The sequence below is a fragment of the Buttiauxella cochleicola genome (assembly GCF_021282435.1).
In the GTDB taxonomy this organism is placed as follows: domain Bacteria; phylum Pseudomonadota; class Gammaproteobacteria; order Enterobacterales; family Enterobacteriaceae; genus Buttiauxella; species Buttiauxella massiliensis.
In genome coordinates, this window is the sequence record NZ_JAJSOT010000002.1 from 294,356 (window position 1) to 319,690 (window position 25,335).

The window sequence follows — 25,335 nt, forward strand, 5'->3', positions numbered from 1 at the left end:
TTTATTTGTTAGTGTCACATTGATTTCCACATCAAAATCCAATATACAGCCTAACAAATTATATATTAACAAAAGCTAAATAAGCCTATGGCTAATTCCTAAAAACAGCCTTTCACGCTTATTTGAATATCCCAAAAAAAATCACCCTTGTTGTTTTTATAAGCTAAAAACAACAAGGGTAACCGACTATTATTTATGCTTTTTTAGTAACACATACATTGCGGGGATGACTAGCATCGATAGTAATGGGGCTGTAATCATGCCGCCAATCATCGGGGCCGCAATACGGCGCATCACTTCTGATCCCGTACCGTCGCCCCACATAATCGGCAATAAACCTGCCATTATAGTCGCAACAGTCATCACTTTAGGCCTGACGCGTAACACTGCCCCCTCATGAAGGGCGCGCATTAGCATGGGTTTTCCTCCCTGTGGATCTAACGCTTTATGCCTCGCAATAGCTTGATTTAAATAAAGTACCATTATTACGCCAAATTCAGCTGCTACCCCAGCCAATGCAATAAATCCTACCGCACCCGCAACGGATAAATTATATCCCAGCAAATATAGCAACCAAACACCACCAATAAGTGAGAATGGTAAAGTCCCCATTATTAACAACGCATCACTTACACGTGAGAATGTTACATAAAGCAAGACGAAAATAATGACCAGAGTGAATGGTAAGACTATTCTTAATTTAGCACTTGCTCGCTCTAAATATTCAAATTGACCAGACCAGGATAATGAGACGCCATCAGGTAATTTCACCTGCTGGGAAACAGCACGCTGCATATCTTCCACTGCTGATTTTAAATCGCGCCCACGTAAATCCACATAAACCCAATTAGATAAACGGGCATTTTCACTTTTCAACATTGGTGGACCATCAGTGATAGTGATATCTGCCAATTCAGAAAGCGCAATCTGGCTACCATTCGCGGTAATCACCGGCAAGTTTTGCAATTTTTGGACGTTGTCACGTATTTCGCGCGGGTAGCGAATATTGATCGGATAGCGTTCACGTCCCTCAATCGTTTCACCGATATTTTGGCCACCAATCACCGTCGCGACTAATGACTGTAACTCTTTGACTGAGACGCCATAGCGCGCCGCTTTAAGCCTGTCGATATTGATATCAACATAGCGCCCACCACCGAGTCTTTCCGCAAGAGCGGATGTGACACCAGGAACTTGCTTCACCACTCGCTCGATTTGCTCAGCCACCTGCTCAATGGCGGCAATATTATTGCCATTTACTTTAATGCCTACCGGACTTTTGATACCCGTCGCCAACATGTCCAGGCGGTTACGGATAGGTGGCACCCAAACGTTAGCAATTCCCGGTACTTTCACCACGCTATCGAGTTCACTAACCAGCTTATCCATCGTCATTCCTGGCCGCCATTGATCGCGCGGCTTAAAACGAATAGTGGTCTCGATCATGGTTAGCGGTGCAGGATCGGTTGCAGTATCTGCACGTCCAGCTTTACCAAATACCGTCGCCACTTCAGGCACGGTTTTGATTAAGCGGTCTGTCTGTTGCAGTAGACGTCCGGCTTCACGTGCGGAAATACCCGGCAGCGTTGATGGCATGTACAGCAAGTCGCCTTCATCAAGCGGTGGCATAAACTCACTTCCAAGTCGGCTCAGCGGCCATAACGTCGCCAATAATACTAACCCTGCAACCAGCAGCGTAGTTTTCGGGCGCGCCAGCACTTTATCCAGCAGTGGTTCATAGGCTGCAATTAACCAACGGTTGATGGGATTTGCCTTTTCATCAGGCATTTTCCCGCGAATAAAATAGCCCATCAGCACTGGCACCAGCGTGATTCCCAACCCTGCCGCCACCGCCATGGCGTAGGTTTTGGTGAATGCCAACGGCGAAAACATGCGCCCTTCCTGCGCTTCGAGGGAAAACACCGGGATAAACGACAGCGTGATAATCAGCAAACTACAGAACAGTGCAGGCCCCACTTCCACGGCAGCTTGTTCTGATATCCGCCAGTAATCAGCTCCTGCTGGCTGTTTGCCAGGGTTGTCATGCCGCCACTGCTCCAGGACTTTATGCATGTTTTCGATCATCACGATCGCCGCATCAACCATCGCCCCTATCGCAATGGCGATCCCACCCAGCGACATTATATTGGCGTTCACCCCCTGGTAGTGCATGACGATAAATGCACCCAAAATCCCCAGCGGCAGGGTGATCATCGCCACCATTGCCGAGCGGAAATGGAACAGGAACAGCGCGCAAATAATGGCGACGACAATAAACTCTTCCAGCAACTTGTGGGACAGCGTTTCAATCGCGTTTTCAATCAGATGCGAGCGATCGTAAACCGGAACGATTTCGACTCCCGCTGGCAAACTTTTCTGGATTTGCTGGAGTTTTGCCTTCACTGCATTAATGGTATCCAGCGCATTCTTGCCATAGCGCATTACAATGATGCCGCCCGCAACCTCACCTTCACCATTAAATTCCGCCACGCCCCGGCGAATTTCAGGCCCCATGCGCAGCGTTGCTACATCGCTCAATAACACCGGCACGCCTTCGCGCGTGGTGATCACTACCTGTTTAAAATCATTCAGATTTTTCAGGTAACCTGCCGTGCGCACCATATATTCGGCTTCGCCCATTTCGATGACCGAACCGCCACCTTCCTGGTTAGCACTTTGCACTGCACTAATAACTTGTTCATGTGTGATGTTCAGCGCCCGCATGCGCTGCGGATCGAGGACGATTTGGTACTGTCGAACCATGCCGCCTACGCTCGCAACTTCCGAAACATTCGGCACAGTTTTGAGCTCAAATTTAAGCGTCCAGTCTTGAAGGGCGCGTAAATCTGCCAGGCTGTGTTTGCCGGTTCGGTCCACCAGCGCATATTCATAAACCCAACCCACCCCCGTCGCATCCGGCCCTAACGAGGCTTTAGCTTCAGGAGGTAACTGCGACTGAACCTGGCTTAAATACTCCAGAACCCGCGAGCGCGCCCAGTACGGATCGGTGCCATCTTCAAACAGAATGTAGACATAGGAGTCACCAAACATCGAAAACCCGCGCACAGTTTTCGCGCCTGGTACCGAAAGCATGGTAGTGGTCAGCGGATAAGTAACCTGATCCTCAACGACCTGTGGCGCTTTGCCTGGGTAATTGATACGAATGATCACCTGTACGTCTGAGAGATCGGGCAGCGCATCCAGCGGTGCGCGTTGCAGCGACCAAATTCCCCATGCAGCCATCATGATCGCCGCAAGCAACACCAGCAGCCGGTTTTTAAGTGACCAACGAATAACGGCGGCAATCATTTCATTGCCCCCGCCATCGGCATCAGATGAGTGATTACTGCGCCATGTTCGTCATCCATTGTGAAACTGAACATCACGCGATCCCCAACCTTCACACTCTGCGCGTCAGCGGCTGATTTCAGAGCAAAGTCCATGGTCATTGCATTCCATTTCAACGCTGGGATCGGTTTGTGCGAAAGGGTAATCGCGTCATCAGCAATGCCTTTTACTACGGCTTCCCCTTGATATTCTTGGGCAGTTGCCTTGGCAGTTTTCTCCTGTGGCAATGCACTACGAAGGCTTGCTTCGGAATCAATCAGGAACTGCCCGGAGGTCACAACTTTATCGCCCTCTTTCAATCCTTGTTTAATCTCAACCCAGCCATTTTGCGCCGCCCCAACCACGACATTCACCGGGTTGAAATGACCATCGTCCTGAGCGACTAACACTCGGCTATTACTGCCCGTTTCAATCATCGCCTCTTCAGGAATAGCCAGCACTGGCGGGAGATTAAGCTGCCTGGCTAGTTTCACATTGAGATACATCCCAGGCTTGAGCTTCATTTGATGATTGTCCACCACGATGCGCGCTTTCAGCGTTCGGGTGGACGTATCCATATTGGGGAGTAGTTCACTCACGCGGCCATGGAAAGTCTCACCAGGCCAACTATTGCTCGATGCCTGAATCTCACTTCCCACTTGCAGCACCTGCGCCTGAATTTGTGGGTAATCAATCACAATCCACACAGATTCGAGGCTGGCAACCTCAAACAACGGTGCGGTTGGTGTAACCTGCGCCCCTTCACGCGTTTCCAGCTTGTTGATGTAGCCTGCTTGTTTAGCCCGCACTGTCACACGCGTTTGCGGTTTCCCGGTGCGCTCAACCTGGTTGATAATTTCCGCAGGCATAAACTGGAGTTGCAGGCGCTCACGCGCGGCAGAACTTAACGTGCTATCACCCAAACCGCGCACCGCCAGATATTCCTGTTGAGCTGCTGTCCATTCAGGTATCCACAGCTGTGCGAGTGGTTCACCTGCTTTCACAAATTGCTGCGGCGCATTAACAAATAGCTTCTCAACGACGCCATTAGCACTGGCCGGAATAATCTGCACGCTGCGCTCATCGGTAGAAACAGTGGCAAATGCATCAAACTGATAATCCAGCACTTTCTTCTCAACCAGCGCTGTTCTTATTCCCAGATTTTGTTGTTGGCGAGCGCTTACCGTCACTCCGCCATCTTCAGTGGTTTCATCGGCGTAACGCGGCACCAGGTCCATATCCATAAACGGCGATTTACCTGGCTTATCGAAACGCTGTCCGGGCGTCATCGGGTCATACCAATAAAGAACTTTGCGTTCTGGCTGAACAGATTGTGTAGTAGTGGTGGAATGGCTTTGTTTACCCGTGTAATACCCAGCGCCAAGTGCCGCCGCGATAGTGAGCGCTAACAATGAGAGTTTCGTTATGGTTTTCATTATTGGTTGTCATCCTGTGGCGTCAGGTAGCGGATGGCGGCCCAGGTTTCAGCCACGCTTTTTTCAGCGCTATTCGCGGTCAGTTCGGTATCGAGTAAGGTGCGGCGCGCAGTGAGCAAATCGGAAAGCGTGGATTGCCCGGCACGGTATTGCGCTTCAATCAGTGAAAGACGCTGGCGTTGCAACGGCAGAATCTCTTCTTGCTGGCGCAGCCAGAGTGTTTGAGCTGCCTGATACTGCGCGACAAGCGTGCGCACCAATGCTATACGGTCGCGGTTCGCCAATGCCAATTGGTCGTTGGCTTCCATTGAACGCGACATATCCGCCGCGAGATCTTTGTCCTGGCGCTGAGATTTAAACATCGGTAAATCGACGGTAAACATCACGCCTGCCATATCGTCGTAATCATCGGCGCGATGGGCGTAATAAACCTCAACCCCCACGTTCGGCTTCGCGGCGACTGCAGACTGCGCCGAACGCGTTTTGGCAACATCCGCCTCACGTGCCGCTTCTATCACTTCCGGGTGCTGCCCGACATTTTGTTCCAGTATTTCCGGGTCCGCAGGCAAGCGCTGATAGCGCGGTAATGTGCCGCGTGTGTCCTCAATGTTCTCACCGGTTAATTGCAGTAACCGAGTTTGCGCCAGCGTCACATCGCGCTGGGCGAGCGTGACTTTGTCCTGCATACCCAATAGCGTCATGCGGATATCCACTACGCTGGATGCCGGGGAACTACCACTGGCGACGGTGGTTTTTTGCACGCTGATTTGGCGTTCGGTTTCTGCCACCAGCTTTTGAGCGCCCACCAGCACCTTTTGCGATAACGCTAAATCGAGCCAGGCCTGCGCCGTAACTCTTTGTAACGTCGCTCGAATCACTTCCGCTTTCGCAGCGCTGCTGGCCGATTGCGCCAAAATAGTTTCTGCTTTACGGTCGCGTTTTTCCTCGCTGACGTAATCCTGCATGATGCCAATGCGCTGCATGGTCATGCCTTCACGAGTAAAACGGTGGCTGTTGCTGCCCTGTACCGGCACGTTTTCAATGCCGAATTTCAATTTCGGGTCGGGTAATTCGCGGGCAGAATCAGCCATCGCATTCAGCGCGTTGCTCTGATTACGGTTGGCAGAAAGTTCTGCGGAATAATGAACGGCCGCGGCCAGGGTCTGTTGCAGGCTGAACTCTGCCGCATTTGCGACAGAGACAGACACAGCAAACAGCACCCCGCCGAGCCATAAGCTCAGGGAATGTTGTTTCATAATGGCCTCAGTTACTTAGTCGGGGTAACCGAAGCGAGTTGGTAACCTTCAGCCTGCTGGCTAAAAGTGAAATCAACCGTGTCACCGGCTTTCACCGTCGCTAATGAACCCGCTTCAGGCAAGCTGAATGTCATCGTCATTGCGGGCCAGTTAAGGGCAGCGATAGGTTTGTGGGCAATTGAAATGGAATCGTTGGTGACTTTCTTTACCACACCATGGCCGTGGTAAACCTCAGAGGCCATTGGCTGAGCCATCGACATTTCATGAGTCATATCGTGAGAAGCTGCGTGAGCCAAAGTAAAGAAAGCTGATACTGACAGCGCAACGGCTGTAAAGAAACGTGCAGAAATAGCAGACATAAAAATCTCCAGAACTAAAGTCAAAGGATGAAATCCGTAAGGGATGAACCAAGACAGTGCTGGAGTTACTCTCTAAAACGACAAAACCGTATTGTGGCCGGAGGGCCAGTTGCAGGCGGAGTTAATAAGGCAACCGAGGTAACCGTTTCAGTGCATTCGGGGATCACTAAGGCCAGAGTATCGGTAACCGGCAATGCGGCCAAAGAACTGTAGCCGTTATCTTTTTGCATCACGTCCGGAATGCAATGTTTATCACACAGCGTTCCCTTCGCTTTCACCATATCCCAATGGTTTTTCATCAGCATATGTTCGCTATGCTGAACGGAAAGGGATGGCGCGCTAATTTCTACCGGGCAGTCATGCGATGCCACTGCGACCTGGCTGTTGACAAACAGCCAGCCAAACGCCAACAGCAGCATCAAAAGATGCTTTCTGAGGAAGCGTAAACGGCTTGTCGACCAGAAAGTGGATTGCAACTTGGTTACCCCAAAATATACGAGGCGGCAGTATAAGCATTAGACCTTTTTATTTTAAAGAGATTTTTAGTTGCTTTACATTCAGATAGGTAATTAACAATTATGTAATATAATTTTAATTTAATTCCCTCCATATGATTATTAACAGAGCAATAAGCGATATAAATATATACCGCTTATCAATAAGTAAATGTCATAATTGCAAGGCTGCCGACAAAAGTGTCATGGCAGCAGAACGAAGCTTACTAAATTTGATGCTCATCAGAATTCTGCACCAATGATTCAGGCAGATTGGCACCGTTTTCGCCGACGACTGCAAAGCGTCTTATTTTTTTATTTTCTGGCATGGCGTTGCGCTCAGGTACTGCTCACCCCTTAATGGGTAAAGATGCCGAACGCGACAGGGGACTCAAATGCTAACTACTCTTGAATTACTTATTGGGGTTGTGGTTATTGTCGGTGTAGCTCGCTACATCATCAAGGGCTACTCCGCGACCGGCGTATTATTCGTCGGTGGTTTAACGTTACTGATTATAAGTGCCCTGATGGGCCACAAGGTTTTACCTGGCAATGCCGAAAGCACCGGGTATACCGCAACTGATATCGTTGAATATGTCAAAATCCTGCTGATGAGCCGCGGTGGCGATCTTGGCATGATGATCATGATGCTGTGCGGTTTCGCATCATATATGACGCATATCGGCGCTAACGATATGGTGGTTAAGCTTGCGTCTAAACCACTGAAATTAATTAACTCACCCTATATCCTGATGATCGCCGCTTATTTCGTGGCTTGTCTGATGTCGCTGGCGGTTTCATCTGCAACCGGCCTGGGTGTGTTGCTGATGGCAACGTTGTTCCCGGTCATGGTGAACGTGGGAATTAGTCGTGGTGCGGCAGCAGCAATTTGTGCTTCTCCTGCAGCAATCATCCTGTCCCCAACTTCTGGTGACGTAGTGCTGGCGGCAAAAGCTGCAGAAATGTCATTGGTTGATTTTGCCTTTAAAACCACCGTGCCAATTTCTATCGCTGCCATTATTGCCATGGCGATTGCCCACTTCTTCTGGCAACGCTACCTGGATAAAAAAGAAAACGTCAGCCACGAAATGCTCGATGTCAGCGAAATCCAGACTACTGCGCCTTCTTTCTATGCCATTCTGCCATTTACGCCAATTATAGGCGTGCTGATTTTCGACGGCAAATGGGGTCCACAACTGCACATCATCTCAATTTTGGTGATCTGTATTCTGATTGCCGCGGTGATTGAATTCTTCCGTAGCTTCAAAGCGCAAACCGTCTTCTCTGGCCTTGAAGTCTGCTATCGCGGCATGGCTGATGCCTTCGCCAACGTCGTTATGCTGTTGGTTGCTGCGGGTGTGTTTGCACAAGGCCTTAGCACCATTGGCTTTATCCAGAGCCTAATATCGATTGCCACCTCGTTCGGTTCAGCAAGTATCATTCTGATGCTGGTGCTGGTCGTGCTGACGATGTTGGCTGCGATGACCACCGGTTCCGGTAACGCACCGTTTTATGCCTTCGTTGAGATGATCCCGAAACTGGCCCACTCATCTGGTATCAACCCTGCGTACCTGGCGATTCCGATGCTGCAAGCCTCCAACCTTGGACGCACCATTTCTCCGGTTTCCGGTGTGGTTGTTGCGGTTGCAGGGATGGCAAAAATCTCTCCATTCGAAGTGGTAAAACGCACGTCAGTCCCCGTTGCTGTTGGTCTGATTGTCGTGATTATCGCCACCGAAATTCTGGTGCCGTCTGCTGCTATTCTGCCTTAATCTTTAGCTTTGTAATAAGCGCCTCATTGAGGCGCTTTTTTTATGTTTAAATAAAGTGACTTCTGGAAGCCTGAGCGAGAAAACGATGAAATTAATGTGGCAAAACACGCTAATCCTGACTTCCCTACTGGCCACCAGCCATCTGTTACACGCGGAAGAACTCATCGCCAAACAGTATGCCGATTTTGACCGTTACGTGTTGGCTCTGTCCTGGCAAACCGGTTTTTGCCAGAGCATGCATGAGCGTAACCGCAACGAACCTGCCGAATGTAAAACTCAGCAAGAGCAAAATGACAAGCGCACTTTCTTAACCGTGCACGGCCTATGGCCAGGTTTGCCAAAATCGGTAGCGGCGCGCGGCGTGGATGAAAAACGATGGATGCGCTACGGCTGTTCAACCCGCCCGGTGCCGAACATGGCTGAAGTTCGCGGTTCGCAAAAATGCCAGGCACCAGCACCTGCGTTATCAACAGATATCGCCAGCAAACTTGCGGGTGTCATGCCAGGGGCTGGAGGTCAGTCGTGCCTTGAACGCTATGAGTTCGCAAAACATGGCGCGTGTTTTGGTTTTAACCCCAACGCCTATTTCGGCACCATGGTTCGCCTGAACAATGAATTCAAACAAAGCGCTTTCGGTGAATTTTTGGCAACAAACTACAGCAAAGTCGTCACGCGAAAAGCGTTCAATAAAGCGTTGGAAAAGAGCTGGGGAAGTGATGCGGTGAAGGCGGTAAAACTGACCTGTAACGGGAACCCGGCATACCTGACGGAAATGCAAATCTCGCTTGATGCTGCAAAAATTAATGTCCCGCTTAATGAAGGTTCGTTTGCCACACAAAGAAATCCAGGCAACTGCGCGAAGCAGTTCCGCCTGGATGCTGTAGGTTATTGATCGTTAAGCAACATGTGGCTGTTTAGCCGACTCATCTGCGACTGGCTTTCCATTATCGGGAGTCAGATCGCAGTTCTTTGGTAGCGTCAGAGTTATCAGTGCCGCAATCACCAGCGAACCAGCCAGGGCGCAGACTGCCATGTTCTGCCCATAGAGATAAATCATCATCCCCACCAGCCACGGGCCACAGAAGCCTCCCAGATTGCCTAAACCGTTAATCACACCACGTGCCCCACCGGCAACTTCTGGAGATGCAATTCGCCCCGGAATCGACCAGAACGGACTGGTTGCAGCCTTCAGGAAGAACCCGCACACCACTAAAGCAATATAGGCCGCGATAATGTTATGACGTAAAACTACCGATGCCAGCAATGCCGCGGCAAAGCACAACAGTGAAATCATCACCCACAGTCGGCGTTTACCGGTTTTATCGCTGAGCATTGAGATGACATAGATACCGATAATCGTCGCGACAAATGGCACTATTGCCAGCAGCCCGACACCCGCCATATTCGCGCCGGTAAGGTTTTTGAGGATTGTCGGCAGCCACAGCGTGTACCCGTAATCACCGGTTTGGTAGAAAAAGTTAAGTGCAACCAGCTTCATTAGACTGCTGTTACGAAATACATCGCGCAACGGAGCATTACTTACCGGCTGCTTCAGGCTTCGCGCCTGACGGTCGCGTTCAAATTCCGCCAGCAGGTATTCACGTTCTGCAGCAGGTAACCAGCGAGCCTCCTGCGGACGGTCGCTAATCAGCCACCACCACACCGCCAAGACCACAATCGACAGCAAACCTTCGATGATAAACAGCCAGCGCCAGTCCAGACTCTGAATAATCGCACCCGAGATTGGCGCGGTTACCATACCGCCGATAGGAGCGAACATCATGACGAAAGCATTCGCTCGCCCAATTTCGCGGTCCGGGAACCAGTTGCTGATCATCGTTAACACGACTGGCAGCATTCCGCCCTCGGCGACACCGAGCACAAACCGCAGAACTAAGACCTGATAGTGGTTGGTGACAAAACCTGTGGCGACAGAAACGATAGCCCACGCCACCAGCGACCAGGCGATAAACCGTTTACCACTACCGTTCACCGCCGCCCGCCCACCGGGAATCTGCAAGAAAAGATAACCGATGAAAAATATCCCGCTGGTGAGACCTGCCATTTGGCTGGTTATACCTAAATCAGCCTCCATTCCACCGGGAAGTGCAAAACTAATATTCACCCGATCCATAAAAGAAATAATACAGGCGATTAAAATAGGCGCGACCACGCGCCACCAGCGAGTGCCGGGGATTTTCTTTTCCATGGTATTTATCCGTGACAATAAAAGTCATTGCCCTTTTTAATAAAGGGCTCCGGGAAATTACTTAATACGGTGCGGTAGAGGTTTATGGTTGAAATAAGCCTCAACGTTTTCAAATACGATATTACTCATGCGCTGGCGTGTTTCATGTGTGGCGCTGGCAACATGCGGTTGTAATACCACATTCTCCATACAGATTAATTCAGCAGGTACATTAGGTTCATTCACAAAAACATCCAGCCCGGCACCGGAAATATCACCATTTTGCAAAGCGGTAATTAAATCCTGCTCATTGATAATACTGCCGCGAGCGATATTAATGACCAATGCATGTTTAGGTAATGCCTCGAATACTTGTTGATTCACAATGCCGTGACTTGCCTTGCCACCCGATACCGCAACAATAAAAAAATCACTATTGCGGGCAAGACTTAATACATCCTCACACCAGTGATACGGCAGTGAGCTATCCATTTCGCGATCGGTGTAATAAATTTCCATATCAAAGCCGATGGCACGACGGGCAATGGCTCGGCCAATATTCCCCATCCCAAAGATGCCGATACGTTTACGGCTCACCTGGGTTGCCAATGCAGGGCTTTCCTGAAGCCAACGCCCTTCTCGTACGAAGCGGTCACCCTGGCAGAGCTGGCGAGCGCTACTCAACAGCAAACCGAAAGCCAGGTCAGCGACATCGTCGGTGAGTGCCCCGGCAGTAATGGTCACCGCAATATCGCGACGGCGAGCATATTCCAGATCCACCGCATCAGTACCGACACCAAAAACAGCAATCACACCGACCTGTGGCAGATTTTCCAGCACGGCGGTAGTCACGCCGATATCCCCACGCGTCACAACAGCACCAATTTGTGCGCCGTTATCAGCAAGCCAGGCCGCAGCGTCAGACTGCTGGTAAAGGCGATGAACGGTGTAATGTGTCTCCAGTTGCTGCTGAAGTGCATCCATCACTGGAGCAATAAGTAATACGTGTTGGGTAGGTTGCGACATGGTTCCCCCGGTTAAGTCAGCTAAGTCAATATTTCTGCTTAACATCAAAGCCTTTTTAAGCGCAGGGTTTTGCGACGTAGGTCACGCCAATCCATGTTAGAAAACCGTGTTACCGTTAGCGTGATCGCTTCAGCATTTAAGCGACTACAGTGTGCCACCAAGAGATAAGCGATAGTGCAAATCGACTTGTTCAATTGTTGGTTGTTTATTGATTTTCTTCAATAAAATTTCCGTGGCGACTTTCCCAATCTCAAAGCGTGGCGTGACAACACTGGCAAGTTTTGGAACCGTAACCTGGCCGATTTCCAGGCCGTGAAAACCAGCAATTCCCATCTGTTCCGGCACACGAATGTTGGCAGCCAGGCATTCTTGTAACACGCCTGCAGCGAGATCGTCATTAGTACACAAAATACCGTCCATATCCGGGTACATCTGGCGCGCCATCGCCATCATTCCTGTTCCTATGCTTACAGAAGAAACTTTATTTGGCATTAGCCGTCCGTCAGTCAAATCCGCGTCAGCCATGGCTTTGCAATAGCCTTCATACCGCTTGATATCACGCACATCGGCCATCGAACCTAGATAGATAATCCGCTTCTTGCCGCTGGCAATTAGCATATTGGTCATATCAAATCCGGCACGGAAGTTATCAAAGCCGACGTTAATGCGCCCGCTACCAGAGACCAGGTCCATCACTTCAGCCACAGGGATTCCGGCAGCACTTAAATACTTCTCGGTCCGCAGCGTATGCACGGTTTCCGTCAGGATAAGTCCAGCGACGTTAAAACCCAGCACCGTGGCAATTTGTTCTTCTTCGCGCTCGCGGTCGTAATCGTAATTAACCACGAGAGTCTGGTATCCCATCGGCTTTGTTACGGATTCGATACCTGCCAGTAAATCGGCAAAAATCTGGTTATTAAAGGAGGGAATAATGACGCCGATTCGCGGCTGCATGTTGCTCGCCAAAGCCCTGTTTTCAGGGTCAGGCATATAATTCACTTCCGCCATAACTTCAGCAATTCGGGCGGCAGTTTCCGGGGCGACTTTATCCGGTGTGCGCAAATAACGGCTGACGGTCATTTTTGTCACCCCCGCAAGGGCGGCAATGTCCTGCAATGTAATGCGCTGGTACTTCATCTGGTTTTCCTGATAACCCGCGGAAAAAGGATTATGCCTCGCATCCTTAACAAAAGAAAAGCTACCACACTTCACACTCCAGGTATCATGCGGGCGTAACACCATTCGCAGTGATCTACTTCACAGTTTTACCCGCTCTGAACCGCTTTGATAAGGGATATTAAATACGATGCAAAAATAACAGGAATTCACCATGACGAATTTGTTTACGCTCGATAACAAACGCGTATTAATTACCGGCTCTGCACAAGGAATAGGCTTTTTATTAGCACAAGGCCTGGCTGAGCATGGTGCTGAAATTATCATCAATGATATTACTGCTGAACGCGCCGAACATGCGGCAATGAAATTACGTGACAGTGGTTATACCGCCTGGACTGCTGCATTTAATGTTACCGACCCGGAAGCGGTGGAAACTGCGATTGAAAATATCGAGCAAGAGATCGGGCCGATTGATGTATTAATTAATAATGCTGGCATTCAGCGTCGCCATCCATTTACTGAATTTCCGTTCAACGAGTGGAACGATATTATTGCCGTTAACCAGACTGCTGTATTTTTAGTTTCACAATCTGTTTCACGACGCATGGTAAAACGCCAGGCCGGCAAAATAATCAATATTTGCTCAATGCAGAGCGAGCTGGGCCGCGACACAATTACGCCATATGCCGCAGCAAAAGGCGCGGTGAAAATGTTGACCCGCGGTATGTGCGTGGAACTGGCGCGTTACAACATCCAGGTTAACGGTATTGCGCCGGGCTACTTCAAAACAGATATGACCAAAACGCTGGTCGACGATGAAGCTTTCACCCAGTGGCTTTGCAAACGCACGCCAGCGGCTCGCTGGGGTGATCCTGAAGAATTGATTGGTGCTGCGGTGTTCCTGTCGTCAAAAGCGTCAAACTTCGTGAATGGCCACCTGCTGTTTGTTGATGGCGGCATGTTGGTTGCGGTGTAAGGGGGGAAATATGATTATTGATAAACTTGAGAATGCCGCTCAAAACCCGGTATACCCAACTGTGATTCATCATGCGTTACAAGCCATTATCGCAAACCGTCCACAGCAATTAGCCAACGGCAAATACCCGATTGAAGGCGAGCTTATCTATTTCTCGGTGTTTGATGGCAAAACAATACTCCTGGAAGAGCAACGCCCTGAATTGCATGCCCGTTATATCGACGTGCATATCGTGCTTGAAGGCGAAGAGATAATCGGTGCCGCACCGGTGGATCAACAGCAGCAACAAGATGGTGAGTTTGACGAACAAAATGATATCGGGTTCTATAAAAACATGGGCTGTGAAACATTGATAAAACTACGGCCAGGGGACCTGACGATTCTTTTCCCCGGCGAGCTTCATCGCCCTATGGCAACGCTAAATGAACCGGCTGCGCTGAGGAAAATTGTAGCGAAGATTGATATGAGTTTAATTAACAGATAGCACTTGTTCGATTAAATACGGAAGACAAAAAACAATCAGTTCACTATTAGTTCCGGGTTTGTAGACATATGCTTTGTTTATCAAATGCGGAGGTAATTATGAACAAAACGAAACGTTTTTTAATGCAGTTAAAAGCCCAATTCGAACGTGAAGAAAAAGCGCATAAGCTGTTGGGTTTGATTTGGCTTTCACCCCAACAACGCTATGAAATTTTAAAAGAGATTATGTTGCCGGTCGCGGTTAAATGAGTGGCTGAATGGCGGGTAATAGCCACTTACCCGCCTACAACAGCTAACCTTTCAAAAATGCCAACAAATCATCATTAACCCGGTCTTTCTCCGTGGTGCAAATGCCGTGTGAGCCACCTTCATAAACTTTGAACGTCGCATCTGGCAGTGTCGCCGCTGTCACCTTACCGCAGGTTTCAAAGGGCACAATCTGATCGTCGTCGCCATGAATAACCAGCGTCGGAATGGTCATTTTCTTCAGGTCTTCGCGCAAATCGGTTTCCGAGAACGCTTTGATACAGTCATACAACGCTTTGATGCCACCTTGCATGCCTTGCTCAACAAAACTCTCTCTGACACCTTCTGAGATTTCAGCCCCTGAGCGGTTATAGCCGTAGAACGGTAGCGTCAGCTCTTTGAAGAAGTCCGCACGGTTCGCACGCACGCCTTCGCGGATACCATCGAACACATCAATGGGTACACCATTTGGGTTGAAGTCCGTTTTGACCATGATGGGCGGAACGGCACTTATCAGCACCGCTTTTGCCACACGACTGGTGCCATGGCGGCCAATATAACGTGCCACTTCCCCGCCGCCGGTTGAATGCCCAACGTGAACGGCATCTTTGAGATTGAGATGCGCGGTCAATTCGGCAAGATCATCGGCGTACTGGTCCATGTTATTTCCGTCCCAGCTTTGCGATGAGCGCCCATGCCCTCGCCTGTCATGAGCAATAACCCGAAATCCTTTCTGCCCTAGGAAAAACATCTGGTCTTCAAACGCATCCGCCGTTAATGGCCAGCCGTGGCTGAATACTACCGGTTGTCCTTCTCCCCAATCCTTAAAGTAAAGAGAACTGCCGTCCTTTAACGTGAGTTTGTCGTAATGGCTCATGATATCTCCGGTTCAGGTGATGACCGCACAAGGCCTGAGTGAAACGTGCCTATAAAGAGTAATGCAAGTTTTGCCCATGGCAGGTTTATTTACGGTCAGCAATTAATCAATGCGGCTTATGGACGGTTTCTTTCGATAGTTTGAAGTTGCTCTCAAAATGTTAATAAACATGGAGCACTCCATTCCCGAAGGCGTCATGTTACCGATATCATGTTACCGGTATCAGAGAGATGGTGATTTATGCTTAACGCATATCTTGCCTACTAATTCGGCGCAGAGGACAAACATATGACCGAAATAACAGCACATTACGGCGCAGGGACCCTACTTGGGATCGCAGCTTGTGCAGTCGTACTCCTACTTATTCTCATCATGCGCTTCAAAGTGCATGCATTCTTAGCATTAACTCTTGTGAGTGTTGTTGTTGCACTGGTCACCGGTGTGCCGTTCGATAAAATTGTCCCAACAATTTTGGGCGGTTTTGGTAGTACCCTGGCGGGCGTTGCCCTGCTGGTTGGCCTGGGTGCCATGATTGGTCGTTTACTTGAAATCTCTGGCGGTGCCAAAGTATTGGCTGACACCCTGGTCGGGAAATTTGGTTCACACCGCGCGCCATTAGCGCTTGGCGTTGCATCTTTGCTGTTTGGCTTCCCAATCTTCTTCGATGCGGGCCTGGTGGTGATGCTGCCAATTATTTTCAGCGTAGCAAAACAATTCGGTGGTTCTACGCTGAAATATGCGCTGCCTGCTGCGGGTGCATTCGCTGTAATGCACGCACTTTTGCCGCCGCATCCGGGTCCGGTTGCTGCAAGTGAATTGCTGGGCGCGAACATTGGGCTTCTGGTCATAGTTGGCCTGGTTATCGCGATTCCAACCTGGTATCTCGGTGCGTATCTGTTTGGCCTGTATGCTGGCAAGAAATTCGAAGTACCATTGCCTTCTTCTTTCCTCGGCAATGTAGAAGCTGATCCAAACCACCAGCCACCATCTTTTGGCACTGTATTGTCAATTCTGCTGCTGCCACTGGTGCTTATTTTCCTTGATACCGGCCTGAACACAGCAACTGTGCTCGGTTGGGTAACGGCTGACAATATCGTAGTTCAGTTCCTGCGCATGTTGGGTAAAACCCCGATTGCATTGCTGATAACTGTATTCTTTGCTCTTGCTGTGTTTAGTGGTCGTCATAGCCGCCAGCATCTGGAAAAAGTGTGCGATGGCGCGCTTGGTCCAATCTGCGGCATCATTTTGGTGACCGGTGCGGGTGGTATGTTCGGTGGTGTTCTGCGTGCCAGCGGCATTGGTGATGCACTTGCTGGTGTGCTGTCTGATACAGGTATGCCGGTGATTGTTGCCGCGTTTGTTATCTCTACCGCTCTGCGTGTGGCACAAGGTTCTGCGACCGTTGCTCTGACTACCACTGCGGCACTTATCTCGCCAATGGTTGCGGCAACGCCAGGCCTGAGCCAGTTCGATCTGTGCTTCATCGTGGTGGCAATTGCAGGTGGTGCAACTGTTCTGTCTCACGTGAACGACTCCGGTTTCTGGCTGGTTGGCCGTTTCCTGGAAATGGACGAGAAAACCACACTGAAAACCTGGACTGTGATGGAAACGCTGATTGGTACTATCGCTTTCCTGTTCGCATTAGTGGGTAGCATTATTCTGTAACTGCAGTTTGTGACTCAGGTCACTTTAAACTATACGTTAAGCTCAGTATTATCACTGCAGACCAAACCCTCACTCTTACCGGTGAGGGTTTTCTTTTGTAAGGTCCACATCAGGCACATGAGTGCCTGTTTTTTTACACGGAGAGAAATATGTCCAGACCAGCCATTATCATTAATGAACTCGATGCCGAGCGTATTGACCGTTTGCTGGAGCAACCACAATTTGCTAACCAGCCGGTAGCTACAGTGCTGAACGCAGAACTGGACAGAGCAGAAATGTGTAAGCCTGAAGATATTCCGGCCGACGTCGTAACGATGAACAGCCGCGTTAAATTCCGCGATCTATCCTCAAAAGAAGAGCATGTTCGCACGCTGGTTTACCCGATAAACCTAACAGACAGCGACAATCAACTCTCAGTCATGGCGCCGGTTGGCGCAGCACTGCTGGGTTTGCGTGTGGGCGCGACAATTAACTGGACGTTACCGAACGGTAACCAGACGCATCTGGAAGTGCTGGAGTTGCAATACCAGCCGGAAGCCGCTGGCGAGTACCACCGTTAAATGATGTGTCCCCCTTTCTTGAAGGGGGACAATAATTGTCAAGCCGATTCCCTTAGCACCAACTCCCCTGAAATAATAATCTTCTGAGCAGGCAGCGCCGGCTCTTTAATCTTATTCACAATCAATGTTGCCGCCTGTCGGCCTGCTTCTTCGCTGGATGACGAAACGTAAGTGAAACGTGGCGAGGTGAGATTAATGTGCATCATGTCTTCGAAACCAATCAACGAAACCTGTTGAGTCAAAAACACGTCTTTACCAACCGTTCGCCCAACCTGCTGGATACCATTGAGGCAGCCAATAATTGCTGATGGTGAATGGCAGAGCATTGCGGTGATTTTGCTGTTTTTCTCAAGCAATTGACGAGTTAAACGTGCAGCATTCTCGGTGTCGTTTTCACAAACTGGAGCCCACTCTTCGCGAAACGGCAAATTGTATTGCGCCAGTGCATTGCGATAGCCCAGTAAACGCTCTTCGCGCATCAAGTTCGATGCCGTTCCACCCAAATAGGCGATATTTCGATGACCACGGTCAATCAAATAACGCGTCGCCTGGTTTCCGGCCTGGCGATTATCCCGCCCAATCACGTCACGATGGCTGCTTACCGTGGACTCCGCGATAATCACCGTCGGCAATGGGCATTCAGAAATGAGTGAGGGGATCGAGGCTAAACGGTGGTTAGCATCCAGATAAATAACACCCGCCACGCCTTGCTGCGAAAAAGATGTTAAACACTGTTGCAGCTGTTGATCATCGTCCTGTGGGTGGCCAAGAAAAACCATATAGCCTTGTTTTTCCAGATAATGGACGACGCTTGCCATAACGTTTACACAAAAGGAGTCATTGAAATCACGGATAACCAGGCCGATAAGATTTGAGGTGCTGGAACGCAGATTCGCCGCCGCAACGTTATGGACGTAGCCAAGCTGTTTGATCGCAGCGTTAACCTTTTCAATAGTTGCCTCAGAGATCTTACCTTTTTGGCGCAGTACCAATGACACGGTGGAGACAGAAACTCCCGCCAGTTGGGCTACATCAATAATATTGACCTTTTTCATCCCGTTCCTATGCACTAAATATCCTTGTTATCAATACCATAAAGCCCCCAGTAAACATACCGGGGGCTAACTATTTTGCATCTCTTTCCCCTATAGCATTCAAGTTGCAGGAAGGCGGCAAAAGAACGTAACCCCAGGAACTTACTTGAGTAAGTGACTGGGGTAAGTGAATGCAGCCAACGCATCTGCAGCTTGAAGGATGACGGGGAAAGTTATTTACCAATCATTGTGGACATCGTCTGTGCGATAAATTGCGCTCGTGCGCCAAATATCACCTGAATGCCCGAATCGCCAACAAACACTACCCCGCGCGCGCCGAGACTGTTGAGACCGTCTTTGTCTACGCGGTCGCTTTTTTCCACTTCCAGACGCAGACGCGTAATACATGAACCAACAGAGTTAATGTTCTCTGCCCCACCCAACAAGCCGATAATATCGCCAGCAAGTTCAGTGTCGGTTTTATCGTTAGCGTTGGCAGTAATATCAGCGCGGCCCGGTGTTTTCACATCGAAACGGCGAATAACAAAACGGAAAGTGAAGTAATAAATCAGCGCCATCGGTATACCGACAATCACAGCCGACAAGAAGTTAGTCTGATAACCGTTGAAAGACGGCAGGATCCCGAAGGAGATGTAGTCAATCATGCCTGCCGAGAACGACTTGGCGATATGCGCATGCAGCAGGTACATACACATGTAAGACAGGCCAGCCATAATGGCGTTGAATACATACAGGATTGGCGCAACAAAGATAAAGGTAAATTCAACCGGTTCAGTAATGCCTGTCAGGAAACAGGTCAATGCCGCAGAGAACAGAATACCGGAGGCAATTTTCTTATTTTTGGTGTTCGCTTCGTGATACATCGCCAGACATGCTGCAGGCAGTGCAAACAGCATAAGTGGGAATTCACCCTGCATGAATTTGCCTGCGTTATGGTAGCTGTCGCTGCTAAAGGATTTCACACCTTCTTCGAGCATCTTGAACCAGATTGTCTGGTCCCCGTGGATAACCTGGCCTGCTGTGGTCGTGTACTCACCAAATGAATACCAGAATGACGGATACCAGATGTGGTGCAGCCCCAACGGAATTAACGCACGTTCAACCAGACCGAAGATAAACGTTGAAAGCGCCTGATTATCACCATTCACAATAACCGACAGCGAATCAATTCCCGACTGGATATATGACCAAATCCATGGCAATGCCATCCCGAGCAGGAAGGATAAAAACGCGGTAGCAATGGCAACAAAGCGTTTACCCGAGAAGAAACCGAGGAACTCAGGGAGCTGCATGGTGTGGAATTTGTTATAGCACCATGCGGCCAGAATGCCGGAAATCAGGCCACCAAACACCCCCATCTGCAACGTCGGGATGCCAACAACCATGGCATATTTCCCACCCGCTGCCGCCATTTCTGGCGTGATATGCATCACCGTGCCAATTGTGACGTTAATAATAAAGACTGATACCGCCGCCGACAGTGCAGCAATCCCCGATTCAGCAGCCAAACCCACAGCCGAGCCAATCGCAAACAGCATCGGCAGGTTGTCGAAAATCACCCCACCCGCATTCATCATTAACGGCAAATGGAATTTATCGCCGAAGGCCAGTAACAAGCCTGCCGCCGGCAACAAAGAGATAGGTAGCATTAATGCACGACCTATCATCGACAATTTAGATAACGATTTTGTAATACTGGATAGCAAACTCATAAACAATCCCCCGGTGTTGACGCCGCCTACGCGTTTTTGGTTTTACGCGTTTTTATGCTTGGTAGAACGTTCTAGTAGAACGTTCTACCTATACTGACGAAACGTTTTTTGCCCGGCAACTAAAATATGCGTTGTAGCCATACTGTTATCGAATATTTGAAGTTGAGCAGGTTTTGACCTGCAATTTATAGGGGCTTATTGGAAGTGAAGCAGATGTTGTGAGGCGGATAATCTCGTGTCATCCGCCAAAAGCATGACGCCGTTACCGCAAATTCTTACGTATAACAAACAGCAAGAACGCCATCAGCAAACCTGGCAACCAAACCCATTGTAGTTCAGACCAAATTACCGCCTGACCACGGGGTTCGAGGTAGCGGGAGAGCTGAAAAGGAGCGACACGTATCACCTGCCATGGCGCAAAAAATCGTTCATCTGACCACGGCCATAGCCAGCCAACACCCTTGCCGCCTGTAGTAACCGAGTCCAACAGGCTATGCGAAAGCAGTGACACCGTCAGGAATAACCAGACGCGAACAAAACCTGCGCGGAACCAACGATAGCCAAACAGACACAGTAGCGGCACCACAAATGCAAACAGCAAAGAGTGCGTGAACCCACGGTGACCAAAAGCATTGCCATACGCCACGCCAAATTTAAACGCCAGTACATCGGCATCCGGCAACATCGCCAGAATGATCCCGCCCAATAGCAGACGTGGAGGAATAATTTTTGTGCCAAGCCCTAATCCTAAACAAATGGGTACTGCAGCATGAGTGATGATAGTTGGCATAGAAGGCGTTGTCTGATGAGTGGAAAAAGCAGAATAGCTCAGGATAAACAAAAAGAAACCAGGCTAAACATCCGAAACTGGTCGCCACCTCCCCTCTACCAGCCTGGGTTAAGAGGAACATTTTACCGTGATAATTTATAGCTTCGCGATCAAGGTTTTCACACCAAAACCTGCCAATCGACATCTCATATCTGCCGCTATAAAATCTGTAAACGTAGACATTTGTCGACTTTTCATCTAAAAGTTCTGCGGTTGGCATTAGACAAATCTCGCCAGCTAATAATAATGGCTGAATGTTAAAGAGCGGCAAGTCAGCTAGCCGCCGGGCATTTCGCCACTGATCAACACAACCACACACCCTCTTGGGAGAATTTATGCAATCCTCGGTTAACAACAACGAGAGCCGAACGTTCTTCGGTCATCCTTACCCGTTAGGCTCACTGTTCTTTACTGAGATGTGGGAGCGATTCTCGTTTTACGGGATCCGTCCCTTACTCATTTTGTTTATGGCAGCAACGGTTTACGACGGCGGTATGGGGCTTGCGCGTGAAAACGCATCGGCAATCGTCGGTATCTTTGCTGGCTGTATGTATCTGGCGGCGCTGCCTGGCGGGTGGCTTGCTGATAACTGGTTAGGGCAGCAGAGAGCCGTATGGTATGGCTCGATTCTCATTGCCCTTGGCCACCTGTCGATAGCGCTTTCCGCGTTCATGGGCGACAACCTGTTCTTCATCGGCCTGATGTTTATCGTTCTTGGCTCTGGCTTGTTCAAGACGTGCATCTCAGTCATGGTCGGAACGCTGTATAAAAAAGGCGATGCGCGTCGTGACGGCGGTTTCTCGTTGTTCTATATGGGCATCAACATGGGTTCGTTTATTGCCCCCCTGATCTCCGGGTGGCTGATAAAAACCCACGGCTGGCACTGGGGCTTCGGTATCGGCGGTATCGGAATGCTGGTTGCGCTGGTTATCTTCCGTGTGTTCGCCGTTCCGGCCATGAAACGCTACGACAGTGAAGTGGGCCTCGATTCAACCTGGAACAGCCCGGTTGCTAAGAAAAACGGTGTCGGTGGCTGGTTGCTGGCACTGGCGGTCGGCGTGGCTGTTATCGTGACCCTGATTGCAAAAGGTGTGATCGTCATTAACCCCGTTGCGGTTGCCAGTGTGCTGGTATACGTGATTGCGGCGTCGGTAGCGCTCTATTTTATCTATCTGTTCATGTTCGCGGGTCTTAACCGCAAAGAGCGCGCCAGGTTGCTGGTTTGCTTTATTCTGCTGGTCTCTGCGGCCTTCTTCTGGTCTGCATTTGAGCAGAAACCCACTTCGTTCAACCTGTTTGCAAATGACTACACCGACCGCATGATCGGCGATTTTGAGATCCCTGCGGTGTGGTTCCAGTCAATCAATGCGCTGTTTATCATTTTACTGGCACCGGTATTTAGCTGGGCATGGCCGCGCCTCGCACGTAATAACATCCGCCCAAGCAGTATCACTAAGTTTATCATCGGCATTTTATGCGCCGCTGCAGGTTTTGGTTTGATGATGCTGGCAGCACAAAATGTTCTGAACAGCGGCGGTGCTGGTGTGTCGCCACTATGGCTGGTGGGAAGCATCCTGATGCTGACACTCGGCGAGCTGTGCCTGAGTCCAATTGGACTTGCGACCATGACGCTGCTGGCTCCAGAAAGAATGCGTGGCCAGATGATGGGACTGTGGTTCTGCGCCAGTGCGCTGGGTAACCTTGCGGCAGGCCTGATTGGCGGTCACGTGAAAGCCGACCAGTTGGATATGCTGCCTAACCTGTTCGCGCGTTGTTCCATTGCGTTACTGATCTGTGCGGCTGTACTGTTCGTGCTGATTATTCCGGTACGCAAAATGCTGGAAAATGCTCAGGTGAAGACAGAACAAAAACCGGTTAGCAACGCCTGATTAGTCATATCGTCACCCGCAATGAGGCCAGTCTGACGACAGGCCTCATTCTTTGAGCAGGCCCGAAAATATTCGTAGAATTGCAGAAAATTAATGCAGAAGGGGAAACCCTCGCCGGAAAGCGAGGGTTAAACGGGAAGCTTAAGCTTCGACCGTGATGCTCAGTGTTTCAAAAACCACAGTCTGGCCTGCAACGATTTTGCAGCGTTTGCGGGTTTCCACTTCGCCGTCTACTTTCACCAGCCCTTCCGCAATCACCGCTTTCGCCTGTGCGCCGCTTTCACACCAGCCTTCCAGCTTCAGCAGATCGCATAATTCAACGTGTGGGTGTTTACCTAATGAGAAGGTCGCCATTTTATTCTCCATGGACATCATGATATTCCTCGCAAGCCTGCAAGGTATTCTGGATAAGAGTGGCGACGGTCATTGGGCCAACGCCACCCGGAACCGGCGTAATATACGAGGCTTTGGCAGCGGCTTCATCATAATTTACGTCGCCGACCACTTTACCGCTCTCCAGACGGTTAATACCCACGTCCACCACAATCGCCCCTTCCTTGATCCAATCACCTGGAATAAAGCCAGGTTTACCAACAGCAACGATCACCAAATCAGCATTTTCAACGTGATGACGAAGGTTTTTGGTAAAGCGGTGAGTCACGGTAGTGGTGCAACCCGCCAACAGCAGTTCCATGCTCATCGGACGGCCAACAATGTTGGATGCGCCAATCACCACGGCGTTCAGGCCGTAGGTATCAATACCGTAACGCTCAAGCAGCGTCACGATGCCACGTGGCGTACAAGGGCGCAGACGCGGCGAACGCTGGCACAGGCGACCTATGTTGTAGGGATGGAATCCATCAACATCTTTATCCGGGTCGATACGCTCCAGAACTTTCACATTATCGATACCTGCAGGCAGTGGTAACTGCACCAGGATACCGTCAATTTCTTTATCTGCGTTAAGCGTATCAATCAGCTCCAGCAGCTCTGCTTCAGAAGTCGTGTCAGGCAAATCGTACGAGCGGGAAATAAAGCCCACTTCTTCACATGCCTTACGTTTACTTCCAACATAAATTTGCGAAGCAGGATTCTCGCCAACCAGAACAACCGCAAGTCCTGGAGCACGTTTTCCAGCGGCAATTCGGGCTTTCACTTTTTCAGCAACTTCAAGCCGTACCTGCTGCGCAATCGTTTTACCGTCAATAATCTTTGCTGCCATCAGTCAGATGATTCCGTCTGTAATCGAAAAGGGAGGGGATTGTTTCTATTTTGTCAGAAGCGCGGCTCGCTGTCAGGCATTGTTAAGCCTTTATGCTCAATTGTCGCGCAGGCAGTTCAAAAGCCATTGACTCGTAAGGTACTGACCGTATAATCCGAACCCGCAATGCTTCCGAAAGGAATACAGTGCGCCCTTAGCTCAGTTGGATAGAGCAACGGCCTTCTAAGCCGTAGGTCACAGGTTCGAGCCCTGTAGGGCGTACCATTTAAAATCAATGAGTTACGCAAAACCCCCTCACTAAAAACCACGCATCCATAAAGTTTATGTAACGGCTGGTGTAAGTAAATTTTCTCAACACCCATCAACATTAGCGTGGCTTAGCCAGCATTCCCGGATAGTACTTAGCGATGATGTCATTCATCCTTTCAATCAGAGCCAGGCGTTTAAACGTCAAATGGGCAGTTCCCTTCTAAAAGTAACGAATACTGAAGAACTCATCCTCGTAAACTTCCTTAGTCGGATTATCCCGAATATGCTCCATCAACCAGGTAGAGATATCACTACGGTTGTCAGGTATCGGTTTGCAATCGAGTAAAAACAGCATCCGCTCCAAATCTGCCAATTGATCACGCCTCCAGCCCCAGTTCAGACTAAATCCCCAGAGGTTATGCATCACCAGATTGTTAAAGATGATCTTTTTACCAAAGCTGCAAGGACTATTGGTTTTGTAATCCCACGACAGCCCTTTAAAGACATTGATAATGCCACGCTCAAATACATCCATTTTGTTCCGATGTAGCTGCTCAAAAGTACTGAGGATAACGTCAGTCGGTTTTCCCCTGGC

Annotated in this window: 22 protein-coding genes, 1 tRNA gene and 1 pseudogene; 9 read left to right on the forward strand and 15 right to left on the reverse strand. The window is 49.6% G+C overall.

Features of this window, described 5'->3' with window-relative positions:
- Nucleotides 1–189: 189 nt before the first annotated feature.
- The 5 genes from LVQ77_RS07170 to LVQ77_RS07190 form a co-directional block, all read right to left on the reverse strand.
- Nucleotides 190–3,309: an efflux RND transporter permease subunit gene (locus LVQ77_RS07170; RefSeq protein ID WP_232904063.1), complete on the reverse strand. Its 3,120-nt coding sequence runs from the start codon at nt 3,307–3,309 to the stop codon at nt 190–192.
- Nucleotides 3,306–4,763 (reverse strand): efflux RND transporter periplasmic adaptor subunit, encoded by a 1,458-nt coding sequence (locus tag LVQ77_RS07175; RefSeq protein WP_232904064.1) that lies wholly within the window; start codon nt 4,761–4,763, stop codon nt 3,306–3,308. The genes LVQ77_RS07170 and LVQ77_RS07175 overlap by 4 nt, the downstream gene beginning before the upstream one ends.
- Entirely contained in the window at nt 4,763–6,019 is a 1,257-nt protein-coding gene (locus tag LVQ77_RS07180) for a TolC family protein (protein ID WP_232904065.1), read from the reverse strand. Before LVQ77_RS07180 ends, LVQ77_RS07175 begins: the two co-directional genes overlap by 1 nt.
- Before the next feature lie 11 nt (nt 6,020–6,030).
- Nucleotides 6,031–6,378: a copper-binding protein gene (locus LVQ77_RS07185; protein WP_232864253.1), complete on the reverse strand. Its 348-nt coding sequence runs from the start codon at nt 6,376–6,378 to the stop codon at nt 6,031–6,033.
- A 65-nt stretch (nt 6,379–6,443) separates the two neighbouring features.
- Nucleotides 6,444–6,854, reverse strand: coding sequence for a DUF2946 domain-containing protein (locus LVQ77_RS07190; protein WP_232904066.1), 411 nt, complete (start codon nt 6,852–6,854; stop codon nt 6,444–6,446).
- Nucleotides 6,855–7,267: 413 nt separating this feature from the next.
- On the opposite strand from LVQ77_RS07190, the gene dcuC reads away from it, so the two are divergent.
- On the forward strand, nt 7,268–8,644 hold the full coding sequence (gene dcuC, locus LVQ77_RS07195; protein WP_232904067.1) for an anaerobic C4-dicarboxylate transporter DcuC: 1,377 nt from the start codon (nt 7,268–7,270) through the stop codon (nt 8,642–8,644).
- A 94-nt stretch (nt 8,645–8,738) separates the two neighbouring features.
- The gene (gene rna, locus LVQ77_RS07200) at nt 8,739–9,536 is read left to right on the forward strand and encodes a ribonuclease I (protein WP_370645006.1); all 798 of its coding nucleotides are present in this window, start codon (nt 8,739–8,741) and stop codon (nt 9,534–9,536) included.
- Between the two features lie 3 nt (nt 9,537–9,539).
- On the opposite strand, the gene LVQ77_RS07205 is transcribed toward rna, so the two are convergent.
- The 3 genes from LVQ77_RS07205 to LVQ77_RS07215 form a co-directional block, all read right to left on the reverse strand.
- Nucleotides 9,540–10,853, reverse strand: a complete 1,314-nt coding sequence (locus LVQ77_RS07205) for an MFS transporter (RefSeq protein WP_064516995.1) — start codon at nt 10,851–10,853, stop codon at nt 9,540–9,542.
- A gap of 57 nt (nt 10,854–10,910) precedes the next feature.
- On the reverse strand, nt 10,911–11,858 hold the full coding sequence (locus LVQ77_RS07210) for a 2-hydroxyacid dehydrogenase (protein ID WP_232904069.1): 948 nt from the start codon (nt 11,856–11,858) through the stop codon (nt 10,911–10,913).
- Between the two features lie 144 nt (nt 11,859–12,002).
- Nucleotides 12,003–12,995, reverse strand: a complete 993-nt coding sequence (locus tag LVQ77_RS07215; protein WP_232904070.1) for a LacI family DNA-binding transcriptional regulator — start codon at nt 12,993–12,995, stop codon at nt 12,003–12,005.
- 193 nt (nt 12,996–13,188) lie between these two features.
- Here LVQ77_RS07215 and idnO point away from each other — a divergent pair, with 193 nt between their 5' ends.
- The 3 genes from idnO (at nt 13,189) to LVQ77_RS07230 (ending at nt 14,685) form a co-directional block, all read left to right on the forward strand.
- Nucleotides 13,189–13,953 (forward strand): gluconate 5-dehydrogenase, encoded by a 765-nt coding sequence (gene idnO, locus LVQ77_RS07220; protein WP_232904071.1) that lies wholly within the window; start codon nt 13,189–13,191, stop codon nt 13,951–13,953.
- Nucleotides 13,954–13,963: 10 nt separating this feature from the next.
- Nucleotides 13,964–14,437 carry a NanQ anomerase/TabA/YiaL family protein gene (locus tag LVQ77_RS07225; protein WP_232904072.1) on the forward strand — a complete coding sequence of 158 codons (474 nt, stop codon included), beginning with the start codon at nt 13,964–13,966 and terminating at the stop codon, nt 14,435–14,437.
- 98 nt (nt 14,438–14,535) lie between these two features.
- A complete protein-coding gene (locus LVQ77_RS07230; protein ID WP_232864246.1) occupies nt 14,536–14,685 on the forward strand; it encodes a hypothetical protein in 150 nt (49 codons plus the stop codon).
- 43 nt (nt 14,686–14,728) lie between these two features.
- Here the strand turns inward: LVQ77_RS07230 and LVQ77_RS07235 are convergent, their stop codons facing one another.
- The gene (locus LVQ77_RS07235) at nt 14,729–15,559 is read right to left on the reverse strand and encodes an alpha/beta fold hydrolase (protein WP_232904073.1); all 831 of its coding nucleotides are present in this window, start codon (nt 15,557–15,559) and stop codon (nt 14,729–14,731) included.
- A 288-nt stretch (nt 15,560–15,847) separates the two neighbouring features.
- Here LVQ77_RS07235 and LVQ77_RS07240 point away from each other — a divergent pair, with 288 nt between their 5' ends.
- Both LVQ77_RS07240 and rnk read left to right on the forward strand, forming a co-directional pair.
- The gene (locus tag LVQ77_RS07240; protein ID WP_151992913.1) at nt 15,848–17,224 is read left to right on the forward strand and encodes a GntP family permease; all 1,377 of its coding nucleotides are present in this window, start codon (nt 15,848–15,850) and stop codon (nt 17,222–17,224) included.
- Nucleotides 17,225–17,373: 149 nt separating this feature from the next.
- Entirely contained in the window at nt 17,374–17,784 is a 411-nt protein-coding gene (rnk, locus tag LVQ77_RS07245; protein WP_232864244.1) for a nucleoside diphosphate kinase regulator, read from the forward strand.
- 38 nt (nt 17,785–17,822) lie between these two features.
- Here rnk and malI read toward each other — a convergent pair whose 3' ends face one another.
- The 3 genes from malI to LVQ77_RS07260 form a co-directional block, all read right to left on the reverse strand.
- A complete protein-coding gene (malI, locus tag LVQ77_RS07250) occupies nt 17,823–18,839 on the reverse strand; it encodes a Mal regulon transcriptional regulator MalI (RefSeq protein ID WP_232864243.1) in 1,017 nt (338 codons plus the stop codon).
- Nucleotides 18,840–19,051: 212 nt separating this feature from the next.
- The gene (locus tag LVQ77_RS07255; protein WP_151992915.1) at nt 19,052–20,551 is read right to left on the reverse strand and encodes a PTS transporter subunit EIIC; all 1,500 of its coding nucleotides are present in this window, start codon (nt 20,549–20,551) and stop codon (nt 19,052–19,054) included.
- A gap of 262 nt (nt 20,552–20,813) precedes the next feature.
- Nucleotides 20,814–21,341: a metal-dependent hydrolase gene (locus LVQ77_RS07260; RefSeq protein WP_232864242.1), complete on the reverse strand. Its 528-nt coding sequence runs from the start codon at nt 21,339–21,341 to the stop codon at nt 20,814–20,816.
- Nucleotides 21,342–21,715: 374 nt separating this feature from the next.
- On the opposite strand from LVQ77_RS07260, the gene LVQ77_RS07265 reads away from it, so the two are divergent.
- Nucleotides 21,716–23,269, forward strand: a complete 1,554-nt coding sequence (locus LVQ77_RS07265) for a peptide MFS transporter (protein ID WP_232864241.1) — start codon at nt 21,716–21,718, stop codon at nt 23,267–23,269.
- A 141-nt stretch (nt 23,270–23,410) separates the two neighbouring features.
- Here LVQ77_RS07265 and ybcJ read toward each other — a convergent pair whose 3' ends face one another.
- Together ybcJ and folD are read right to left on the reverse strand one after the other, a co-directional pair.
- Nucleotides 23,411–23,623, reverse strand: coding sequence for a ribosome-associated protein YbcJ (ybcJ, locus tag LVQ77_RS07270; RefSeq protein ID WP_064516971.1), 213 nt, complete (start codon nt 23,621–23,623; stop codon nt 23,411–23,413).
- A 1-nt stretch (nt 23,624) separates the two neighbouring features.
- Nucleotides 23,625–24,491 (reverse strand): bifunctional methylenetetrahydrofolate dehydrogenase/methenyltetrahydrofolate cyclohydrolase FolD, encoded by an 867-nt coding sequence (gene folD, locus LVQ77_RS07275; protein WP_232864240.1) that lies wholly within the window; start codon nt 24,489–24,491, stop codon nt 23,625–23,627.
- Nucleotides 24,492–24,678: 187 nt separating this feature from the next.
- On the opposite strand from folD, the gene LVQ77_RS07280 reads away from it, so the two are divergent.
- Nucleotides 24,679–24,755: transfer RNA gene (locus LVQ77_RS07280), tRNA-Arg, on the forward strand.
- 103 nt (nt 24,756–24,858) lie between these two features.
- Here the strand turns inward: LVQ77_RS07280 and LVQ77_RS07285 are convergent.
- A pseudogene (locus LVQ77_RS07285) lies at nt 24,859–25,311 on the reverse strand (DUF4942 domain-containing protein); the annotation flags it as partial.
- Nucleotides 25,312–25,335 lie beyond the last annotated feature (24 nt).

Bases quoted from the DNA above. Each gene is read 5' to 3' on its own strand.
- LVQ77_RS07170 (WP_232904063.1), bottom strand. From the start codon at position 3,309: ATGATTGCCGCCGTTATTCGTTGGTCACTTAAAAACCGGCTGCTGGTG.
- LVQ77_RS07175 (WP_232904064.1), bottom strand. From the start codon at position 4,763: ATGAAAACCATAACGAAACTCTCATTGTTAGCGCTCACTATCGCGGCG.
- LVQ77_RS07180 (WP_232904065.1), bottom strand. From the start codon at position 6,019: ATGAAACAACATTCCCTGAGCTTATGGCTCGGCGGGGTGCTGTTTGCT.
- LVQ77_RS07185 (WP_232864253.1), bottom strand. From the start codon at position 6,378: ATGTCTGCTATTTCTGCACGTTTCTTTACAGCCGTTGCGCTGTCAGTA.
- dcuC (WP_232904067.1), top strand. From the start codon at position 7,268: ATGCTAACTACTCTTGAATTACTTATTGGGGTTGTGGTTATTGTCGGT.
- rna (WP_370645006.1), top strand. From the start codon at position 8,739: ATGTGGCAAAACACGCTAATCCTGACTTCCCTACTGGCCACCAGCCAT.
- LVQ77_RS07205 (WP_064516995.1), bottom strand. From the start codon at position 10,853: ATGGAAAAGAAAATCCCCGGCACTCGCTGGTGGCGCGTGGTCGCGCCT.
- LVQ77_RS07210 (WP_232904069.1), bottom strand. From the start codon at position 11,858: ATGTCGCAACCTACCCAACACGTATTACTTATTGCTCCAGTGATGGAT.
- LVQ77_RS07215 (WP_232904070.1), bottom strand. From the start codon at position 12,995: ATGAAGTACCAGCGCATTACATTGCAGGACATTGCCGCCCTTGCGGGG.
- idnO (WP_232904071.1), top strand. From the start codon at position 13,189: ATGACGAATTTGTTTACGCTCGATAACAAACGCGTATTAATTACCGGC.
- LVQ77_RS07225 (WP_232904072.1), top strand. From the start codon at position 13,964: ATGATTATTGATAAACTTGAGAATGCCGCTCAAAACCCGGTATACCCA.
- LVQ77_RS07230 (WP_232864246.1), top strand. From the start codon at position 14,536: ATGAACAAAACGAAACGTTTTTTAATGCAGTTAAAAGCCCAATTCGAA.
- LVQ77_RS07235 (WP_232904073.1), bottom strand. From the start codon at position 15,559: ATGAGCCATTACGACAAACTCACGTTAAAGGACGGCAGTTCTCTTTAC.
- LVQ77_RS07240 (WP_151992913.1), top strand. From the start codon at position 15,848: ATGACCGAAATAACAGCACATTACGGCGCAGGGACCCTACTTGGGATC.
- rnk (WP_232864244.1), top strand. From the start codon at position 17,374: ATGTCCAGACCAGCCATTATCATTAATGAACTCGATGCCGAGCGTATT.
- malI (WP_232864243.1), bottom strand. From the start codon at position 18,839: ATGAAAAAGGTCAATATTATTGATGTAGCCCAACTGGCGGGAGTTTCT.
- LVQ77_RS07255 (WP_151992915.1), bottom strand. From the start codon at position 20,551: ATGAGTTTGCTATCCAGTATTACAAAATCGTTATCTAAATTGTCGATG.
- LVQ77_RS07260 (WP_232864242.1), bottom strand. From the start codon at position 21,341: ATGCCAACTATCATCACTCATGCTGCAGTACCCATTTGTTTAGGATTA.
- LVQ77_RS07265 (WP_232864241.1), top strand. From the start codon at position 21,716: ATGCAATCCTCGGTTAACAACAACGAGAGCCGAACGTTCTTCGGTCAT.
- ybcJ (WP_064516971.1), bottom strand. From the start codon at position 23,623: ATGGCGACCTTCTCATTAGGTAAACACCCACACGTTGAATTATGCGAT.
- folD (WP_232864240.1), bottom strand. From the start codon at position 24,491: ATGGCAGCAAAGATTATTGACGGTAAAACGATTGCGCAGCAGGTACGG.